This window comes from Actinoplanes sp. G11-F43 (assembly GCF_050589265.1).
Classification (GTDB): domain Bacteria; phylum Actinomycetota; class Actinomycetes; order Mycobacteriales; family Micromonosporaceae; genus Actinoplanes.
The window spans coordinates 325,235-332,970 of the sequence record NZ_JBNZCE010000003.1 but is presented as its reverse complement, the minus strand read 5'-3'; the positions used below and the strand labels follow the sequence as shown (position 1 = coordinate 332,970).

8 protein-coding genes are annotated in these 7,736 nt (G+C 71.9%); 3 read left to right on the top strand and 5 right to left on the bottom strand.

All coding sequences use genetic code 11. The features are described 5' to 3' along the window. Positions 1-162 precede the first annotated feature (162 nt). The 3 genes from ACQ0O7_RS03440 (at position 163) to ACQ0O7_RS03430 (ending at position 2,303) form a co-directional block, all read left to right on the top strand. Positions 163-918 (top strand): GNAT family N-acetyltransferase, encoded by a 756-nt coding sequence (locus ACQ0O7_RS03440; RefSeq protein WP_430780254.1) that lies wholly within the window; start codon positions 163-165, stop codon positions 916-918. 229 nt (positions 919-1,147) lie between these two features. Next, positions 1,148-1,549 (top strand): hypothetical protein, encoded by a 402-nt coding sequence (locus tag ACQ0O7_RS03435; RefSeq protein ID WP_430780253.1) that lies wholly within the window; start codon positions 1,148-1,150, stop codon positions 1,547-1,549. Between the two features lie 10 nt (positions 1,550-1,559). After that, positions 1,560-2,303, top strand: coding sequence for a DUF4253 domain-containing protein (locus ACQ0O7_RS03430; protein ID WP_430780252.1), 744 nt, complete (start codon positions 1,560-1,562; stop codon positions 2,301-2,303). A gap of 134 nt (positions 2,304-2,437) precedes the next feature. Here ACQ0O7_RS03430 and pheT read toward each other — a convergent pair whose 3' ends face one another. From pheT to rpmI, 5 genes are all read right to left on the bottom strand, one after another. Then, positions 2,438-4,918 (bottom strand): phenylalanine--tRNA ligase subunit beta, encoded by a 2,481-nt coding sequence (gene pheT, locus ACQ0O7_RS03425; RefSeq protein ID WP_430780251.1) that lies wholly within the window; start codon positions 4,916-4,918, stop codon positions 2,438-2,440. A 4-nt stretch (positions 4,919-4,922) separates the two neighbouring features. Beyond that, the gene (locus ACQ0O7_RS03420) at positions 4,923-5,984 is read right to left on the bottom strand and encodes a phenylalanine--tRNA ligase subunit alpha (protein WP_430780250.1); all 1,062 of its coding nucleotides are present in this window, start codon (positions 5,982-5,984) and stop codon (positions 4,923-4,925) included. A 229-nt stretch (positions 5,985-6,213) separates the two neighbouring features. Further along, positions 6,214-6,987, bottom strand: coding sequence for a TrmH family RNA methyltransferase (locus ACQ0O7_RS03415; protein WP_430780249.1), 774 nt, complete (start codon positions 6,985-6,987; stop codon positions 6,214-6,216). 68 nt (positions 6,988-7,055) lie between these two features. After that, positions 7,056-7,448 carry a 50S ribosomal protein L20 gene (gene rplT, locus ACQ0O7_RS03410; protein ID WP_183226626.1) on the bottom strand — a complete coding sequence of 131 codons (393 nt, stop codon included), beginning with the start codon at positions 7,446-7,448 and terminating at the stop codon, positions 7,056-7,058. 40 nt (positions 7,449-7,488) lie between these two features. Further along, complete coding sequence (gene rpmI, locus ACQ0O7_RS03405; protein ID WP_043528306.1) at positions 7,489-7,683, bottom strand: 50S ribosomal protein L35; 195 nt, start codon at positions 7,681-7,683, stop codon at positions 7,489-7,491. Positions 7,684-7,736: the final 53 nt, after the last annotated feature.

Here is a 7,736-nt window from a genome sequence, read left to right as displayed (position 1 = left end):
AGCCTTCCGGGGCCGGTCGTGCGACAGCGCACGATCCCCGAATTCTCGAAAGAGTGACGCCTGTGATCCCGGCCCGGCCCTCCAGCCGCCGCTGAGCCGCATCCCGCCCGCGGCGGCCCTCTCGTAGGCAACCGTTCATCTGGCGAAAAGGCTTCACCCATCATGGATCTGCGCATCCAGCGCTCCGTCGTGTCCAACCTCCGCTCCCGGCCCCGGGTCATCGAGACCGGCCCGTTCGTGGCCGGGCTCGACCCGGAGACCGAGAGCCCCTACATCAACTACGCCTCCCCGGTCCCCGGGCTGCCGATCACCGAGGCGGACGTCACCGGTCTGGTCGCGGCCTTCACCGGGGCCGGCCGCAAACCCCGCCTCGAGTACGTCACCAGCTGCTCGCCGGAGTTGGAGGCGCTGCTGCTCGGCGCCGGATTCACCGTCGAGGAACGCAACCAGTACCTGATCTGCTCCCCGTCGACGTTGCTCGCCCCGCCCGTACCGCAAGGTCTGGTCCTGCTGGAACCGGAGACGGACGGTGACCGGGCCGGCATCGTGGCCGCGCAGAACGAGGCCTTCGGTGACTTCGCCGACGATCCGTCGCCGGCCGCGATCGCCCGGTTGCGCCGGTGCCAGGAGCGCGGTGGCGTGGTCCTGGGCGCCCGCACCGCCGACGGTGTCTGGGCCGGTGGCGGGCAGGCCACTCCCCCGGACGACGGGCTGAGCGAGGTGGCCGGGATCGCGGTGCGGGAGAAGTTCCGGCGGCGTGGGCTCGGCGCCGCGATCAGCTCCGGCATCGCTCGCCGCCTCTTCGACCGGGGTGCCGGTTTCGCCTGGCTGGAGGCCTCCGGCGACGACTCGTGGCGGGTCTACGAACGGATCGGCTTCGTGCCGTCCGGCCATCGCCTCTACATGTCCCGGAGCTGACCGGGCACTCCGGAGCTGACCGAACAGCCCGGAACCGACGGAACAACCCGGAACCGACCGAACAGCCCGGAACCGACCGAACAACCCGGAACCGACCGAACAACCCGGAACTGGCTGAAGGCCCCGGGCCTGACCGAACGTTCCGGAGACGTCCGACGGGTGCGCCACAGACCGTGGCGCACCCGCATCGGCTGGTTCCGATCGGCTCGGGCCTGCCTAGACTTCACTGATGCGGCAGGTCTACGCCCATCAGGCGACACTCGTCCTCACGCCGGGAACCGATCCGGGCGCGCCCGGCGCCGCGATCACCGCCGCGCTCCGCGGTCACCGGGAGCACGGGCCGCCGTGCCCGCCGGCGCCGCACCACACCAGCGTGGAGCGCACGGCCACCGGGAACGAGAGCGAGTCGCGGTTACGGATCCTGTTCGCGGCCGAGCCCGGCCGGGTCGAGGAGATCCGTGGCCTCATCGACAACGCTCTGGCCGGTGGGCCCTGGCAGCTGACCGGTTCCGGGTGCGCCCGCATCGAGCCGGCCGACCGCCCGCACGGCCGGCTGCTGCTCCGCGCCGCCCGAACCGCTCCGGTGCGGAAGTCACCGGCGAAAGCGGAAAGTGTCGTACCCCCGGTCTAGCTTTCCGGGCATGTCAGCCAACCGCCTCGTGCCCCTTGACCTCAGCGACGATCCGACCGATGGCGGCTGGCTGCCGTCCCAGGATCTGCTGTGGATCAGCGCGGGTCCGCCCCGGCCGGGCTGGTGGGCGGCGTTGCGGGCGCGGCACCCCGGGACCGGGTGGTGGCCGCTGCTGCTGGGCGGCCTGTCCGCCGGTGACCCGGAGCGCCCCTGGATCGAGGCGGGTGATCTCCGGCCGGAGCAGATCCGCAGCCGTCCCGGGGATCACTACCCGGGCGTCCTCCTGGGCCGCTGGTGGGCCTCGGCCGGCGGCTCGGAGGGCTGGTCGGGGCTGGCCCGTCGCGGTGAGTCCGGCACCGATCCGGACGAGCACGCCGCCGCGACGGCCGATCTGCTGCTGGCGGAGGGTGTGCTGGTCGCGCCCCGGCTGGGTCTGGTGCGGTCGGCCCGGGGCGCCGACACCCTGACCGACGCCGCGTGGACCGGCCCGACCAACCACGAGGGTGACACCGCCCGGATCTCCTGTGTGGTGCGTAACTGGGAGGAGCGGTTCGGGGCCCGGGTGGTGGGTGTCGGCTTCGACACCCTGCACCTGAGTGTCGCCGCCCCGCCGACTGGTTTCGATCACGCCCGGGAGGTGGCCGCCGAGCACCTGGCCTTCTGCCCGGACAACGTCTGGCAGGGTTGCGGTTCGCTGGACGACTACGCGGAGAGCCTGGTCGGCACGCCGACCTGGTCGTTCTGGTGGGACTGATCCGGTGGACAGCGGTGGGAGGCACCGGCCGGTGGATGACAGCGGCGCCAGCCGGGTGGCCGGCGATGGGGCCGCGCCGGTGGAGGAGACGCCGAAGGCCGGGCCCGCTACCGGCCCGGCCTTCGGCGGGGCGCCTACGCGCCGCGGAGGGTGGCTCCGAAGCGGGCGGCGGTCACGGCGACCGCGGCGTCGCGGGCCGTGATCGTCTCCTCCGAGGTGAGGGTGCGGTCGGAGGCGCGGAAGGTCAGCTTGTAGGCCAGCGACCGCTTGCCCTCGCCCAGCTGCGCCGACTCGTAGACGTCGAACAGCGCCACCGACTCCAGCAGGTCACCGGCACCCTCGGCGAGGGCGGCCTGGACCTCGGCGGCCGGGACCGTGTCGTCCAGGATCAGGGCGACGTCGAGCAGCGCCGGCGGGAAGGTGGAGATCTTCGGGGCCTCGACGACCGGGGCGTCCGGCAGGGCGTCCAGGTCGATCTCCGCCGCCGAGGTGCGCTTCGGCAGTTCCAGCGTGGCCAGCACGGCCGGGTGCAGCTCACCGGCGTGGCCGACGACCTCCCCGTCGACCAGGACGGCCGCGCACCGGCCGGGGTGCCACGGTGCGCGTTCCGCCGCCCGTACCGAGATCCGGTCCTCGGCGACGCCCGCCGCGGAGATCGCGACGCGCGCCGCCTCGATGGCGTCCGCCCAGCTCGCGGCCCGTCCCGCGCCCCACCAGCCGGCCGGTTCGATGTCGCCGGCCAGGACCACGGCCAGGTGCCACGGCTGTTCCGGGACGATCGCGTTGACGGCCGCCCATTCGGCGTTGGTCGGCCGGCGGTCCACCCCGAGCACCGGCGGGGCAGTCGAGGTCAGGTGCGGCAGGAAAACCGTGCCCGCCTCGAAGAGCGCCACGTCCCGGCGGCCCCGGCCGATGTTGCGCTTGAGGGTGCCGAGCAGCGGGCCGAGGAGTGTGGTGCGCAGCAGCGGCTCCTCCTCGGACAGCGGGTTGGTCAGGCGGACGGCGCTGCGCCGGGGGTCCTCCGGCGGCAGGCCGAGGGCGTCGGCGGTGCCGGGCGCGACGAACGGGTACGACAGGACTTCGACGTAACCGTTCTCGGCGAGCGCGCGGCCGACCGACCGGCGCCGCTTCTGCGCGGGGGTGAGCCCACGGCTGGCTCCGGCGGGCGGCAGCACGCTGGGGATCTCGTTGTATCCGCCGAGCCGTGCCACCTCCTCGATCAGGTCGATCGGGGCGGCCAGGTCGGGACGCCAGGTCGGCGGCACGACGCTGAGCACCTCGTCGCCGGTGACCTGGCAGCCGATCTTCACCAGGAACGCCGTGATCTGTTCCGGGGTGTACGGCAGCCCGATGATCCGGGCCGGCGCGGAGGCGGGCAGGGTCAGCGCGACCGGTGCGGCCACGTTGTCGATGTCCAGCACCCGCTCGTCGACGGTTCCGCCGGCGTGCCCGGTCAGGATGTCGACGGCCTTCTGCAGGGCGGCGAGCGGCAGTGCCGGGTCGACACCCCGCTCCCAGCGCTTGGCGGCCTCGGAGAACAGCTTGTGCCGGCGGGCGGTGCGGCCGACCATCACCGGGTCCCAGTGGGCGGCTTCGAGGAGCACGTCGACGGTGCCCTCCTGCCACTCGCTGGTCTCGCCGCCCATCACCGCGGCCAGCGAGATCGGCCCGGTCTCGTCGCAGATCACCATGTCCTCGGCGTCGAGCGCGCGGGCGACACCGTCCAGGGTGGTCAGTTTCTCCCCGGCCCGGGCCCGCCGCACGACCAGCCCGCCGTGCAGGCGGTTCAGGTCGAAGACGTGCATCGGCTGGCCGAATTCGAGCATCAGGTAGTTGGTGATGTCGACGGGCAGCGAGATGGCCCGGATGCCGGCCTGGATCAGCCGGCGCTGCATCCACTCGGGCGCCTGCGCGGCCGGGTCGATGCCGCGCACGACGCGGGCGGCGAACCGGTCACAGCCCACGACGTCGTCGATGGTCACCGGGTGCGGGGCGTCCGTGGTGGCTCCCGGCGCGGCGATCGAGGCGGGGTCCGTGAAGGGCACGCCGAAGTACGTGGCGAGCTCCCGGGCGATGCCGCGCACGCTCATCTCGTACCCGCGGTCCGGGGTGATCTCGACCTCGATCAGCACCTCGTCCAGGCCGACGACCGGGCGCGCGTCCACGCCGGGCACGGTGGCGTCCGACGGCGGCAGCACGATGATGCCGTCGTGGTCACCGGACAGGCCCAGCTCGGCGGCCGAGCAGATCATGCCGTGCGAGTTCCGGCCGTACGTCTTGCGGGCCCCGATCTTGAATCCGCCGGGCAGCTCGCCACCGGGCAGGATGACCACGACGAGGTCGCCCTCGGCGAAGTTCCGGGCGCCGCAGACGATCTCCTGCGGGGTGCCCCGGCCGACGTCGACGGTGCAGAACCGGATCGGCTTCTTGAAACCGGTCAGCTCCTCGATCGTCAGCACCCGGCCGACGACCAGGTCACCGAGGATCGTGCCGGCCTGGTCGACGATGCCCTCGACCTCCATGCCGAGGTTGGTGAGTGCCGCGTCCAGCTCCGAAGCGCTGATCCCCGCGGGCAGCTCGACGTACTCGCGCAGCCACGACAGTGACGTCTTCATCGCGTCAGGACTCCATTCCGAAGTTCGTGGTGAACCGCACGTCACCCTCGACCATGTCGCGCATGTCGGAGACCCCGTTGCGGAACATCAGGGTCCGCTCGACGCCCATGCCGAAGGCGAAGCCGGAGTAGACGGCCGGATCGATGCCGCAGGCGGTGAGCACCCGCGGGTTGACCATGCCGCAGCCACCCCACTCGACCCAGCGCGGGCCGTCGCGGTGCTCGGCGAACCACACGTCGAACTCGGCGGACGGCTCGGTGAACGGGAAGTAGTGCGGCCGCCAGCGGGTCTTCGCGTCCGGGCCGAACATCGCCTTGGCGAAGTGGTCGAGGGTGCCGCGCAGGTGCGCCATGGTGATGCCCTCGTCGATGACCAGGCCCTCGATCTGGTGGAACACCGGGCTGTGGGTGGCGTCCAGCTCGTCGGTCCGGTAGACCCGGCCGGGGCTGACCACGTAGATCGGCGGCTGCCGGTCCAGCATGGTGCGGACCTGGCCGGGCGACGTGTGGGTGCGCATGACCAGGCCGGGCAGGTCGACGAAGAAGGTGTCCGAGGCGCCGCGGACCGGGTTGTCCGGGCCGATGTTGAGCGCGTCGAAGTTGGCCCACTCCAGCTCCAGCTGGGGGCCGTCGACGATCTCGTAGCCCATGCCCATGAAGATGTCGCCCATGTGCTCCATCAGCGTGGTCAGCGGGTGCCGGGCGCCGCGCGGGCGGCGGGCCCACGGCAGGGTGACGTCGACCCGCTCCTCGACCAGCACCCGGGCGGCGCGGTCGGCCTCCAGCTCGGCCTGGCGGGCGTCGTAGGCGCCCTGCACGGCCTGACGGGCGATGTTGACCCGCTTGCCGGCGTCGGATTTGGCGGCCGGCGGCAGTGAGCCGATCTCCCGCCGGGCCAGCGAGATGGGCGAGCGGTCGCCGAGGTGCGCGGGCTTCAGAGCGGTAAGCGCGTCGAGGTCGGTGGCGGCGGCGAACGCCTTCTCGGCCTCCGCCACGGCGCCTTCGAGAGATTCAGGCGCCAGCAGGACGGCCTGCTTCGGATCGTACGGATCGTTGCGGTAGGACATGGTAGGGCGAACTCCCTCACACCGGATTTGCCATCGGGCCGTCGCTACTGAGTGCACCGAGCGCAGCGAGGGCCGCGAAGTGGCGACAAAGCGAGAACAGTCTACGGAGGCACGGCTGAGCCGCGGCCCGCCGGTCAGGGAGTTGCGCGCAGGAGAGTCAGATCCGGCGCCCGCGACCAGCGGGCCGGATAAACAGAGACCTCTCCGTGTTCACCGGCCCAGCATACTCTCAGCGTTGCGCGCGGGCCGAGGCATATAGACAGACGGCGGCCGCGGCGGCCAGGTTGAGACTCTCGGCTCCGCCGTAGATCGGCACGCGGACCCTGCGGTCGGCGGCCTGCGACAGGCCGGACGGCAGGCCGTGTGCCTCAGATCCGAACAACCATGCGGTACGGGCGGAGAGGTGCCCGCCGTCGAGCAGCGAGTCCACGTCGTCCTCGCCGGTGCCACTGGTGGCGAGGACCTGGAGCCCGTTGTCCTGCAGCAGGTCGACCACGCTCAGCGGAGAGCGGACCACGTCCACGTGGAACAGCGAGCCGGCCGAAGCCCGTACACACTTGCCGTTGTAGGGGTCGACGGCGTCGCCGGCGAAGACGACCGCCCCGGCCCCCGCCGCGTCCGCGGTGCGCAGCACCGTCCCGGCGTTACCCGGATCACGGATCTCGGCCACCACCGCCACCAGCCGCGGTTCTTTGGCCAGGGCCTCGCCGATCGAGACGTCGTTCTGTTCACAGATCGCGACCAGGCCCTGCGGCTGGACCGTCTCGGCGAGCGCGGCCAGCGCCTCGTCGGTGACCGGCGACACCTCCGGCGCCAGCGCGGCCAGGTCGGCGTTCCGCTCCAGCGCGGACGGGGTGGCGAACAGCTCGATCACCGCGTCGGCGGCCAGGGCCTCGCGGACGGCCTGTGGGCCCTCGGCGAGGAAACGGCCGCTCTGGTCCCGGTCCCGGCGGCGTTGCAGGCGGCGGGCGGCGACGATGCGGGGGGTACGGGGCGTGAACATGGTCTCCTCACGACGACGCCTCCCGATCAGCAGATCGGGAGGCGTCGTGAAACGTGCTACGCAGAAACTCAGGCAGCCTGAGCGGCGGCGCCGCCGGTGCCCTCGGCCGCGACGGCCGCACGAGCGATCTCGACGATGGCCGCGAAGGCAGCCGCGTCGTTGACCGCGAGGTCGGCCAGGATCTTGCGGTCGACCTCGACCTCGGCCAGCTTGAGGCCCTGGATCAGGCGGTTGTAGGTCATGCCGTTCGACCGGGCAGCCGCGTTGATACGGGTGATCCACAGCTGACGGAAGTCGCCCTTCCGGTCACGGCGGTCACGGTACGAGTACTGCATCGAGTGCAGCACCTGCTCCTTGGCCTTCCGGTACAGGCGGGAGCGCTGACCGCGGTAGCCGCTCGCGGTCTCGAGCAGGGTGCGGCGCTTCTTCTGGGCGTTTACCGCCCGCTTGACGCGTGCCATTTCTAGTTACTCCTTCAGGAAAAACCGGGTCAGGCGCGCGTCAGCGGCCCAGAAGCTTCTTCACACGAGCGGTGTCGGCCTTGGCCACGACGACCGTACCGGTCATCCGGCGGGTGACGTGCGAGCTCTTGTGCTCGAGCAGGTGGCGCTTGCCGGCCTGCTCACGCACGATCTTGCCCTTGCCGGTGACCTTCACCCGCTTACCCATGCCGGTGTGGCTCTTCATCTTCGGCACTTGACGCCTCTTTCTGATCTTTCCCCACGACCGGGGGTGCGGGGAAAAGCTGG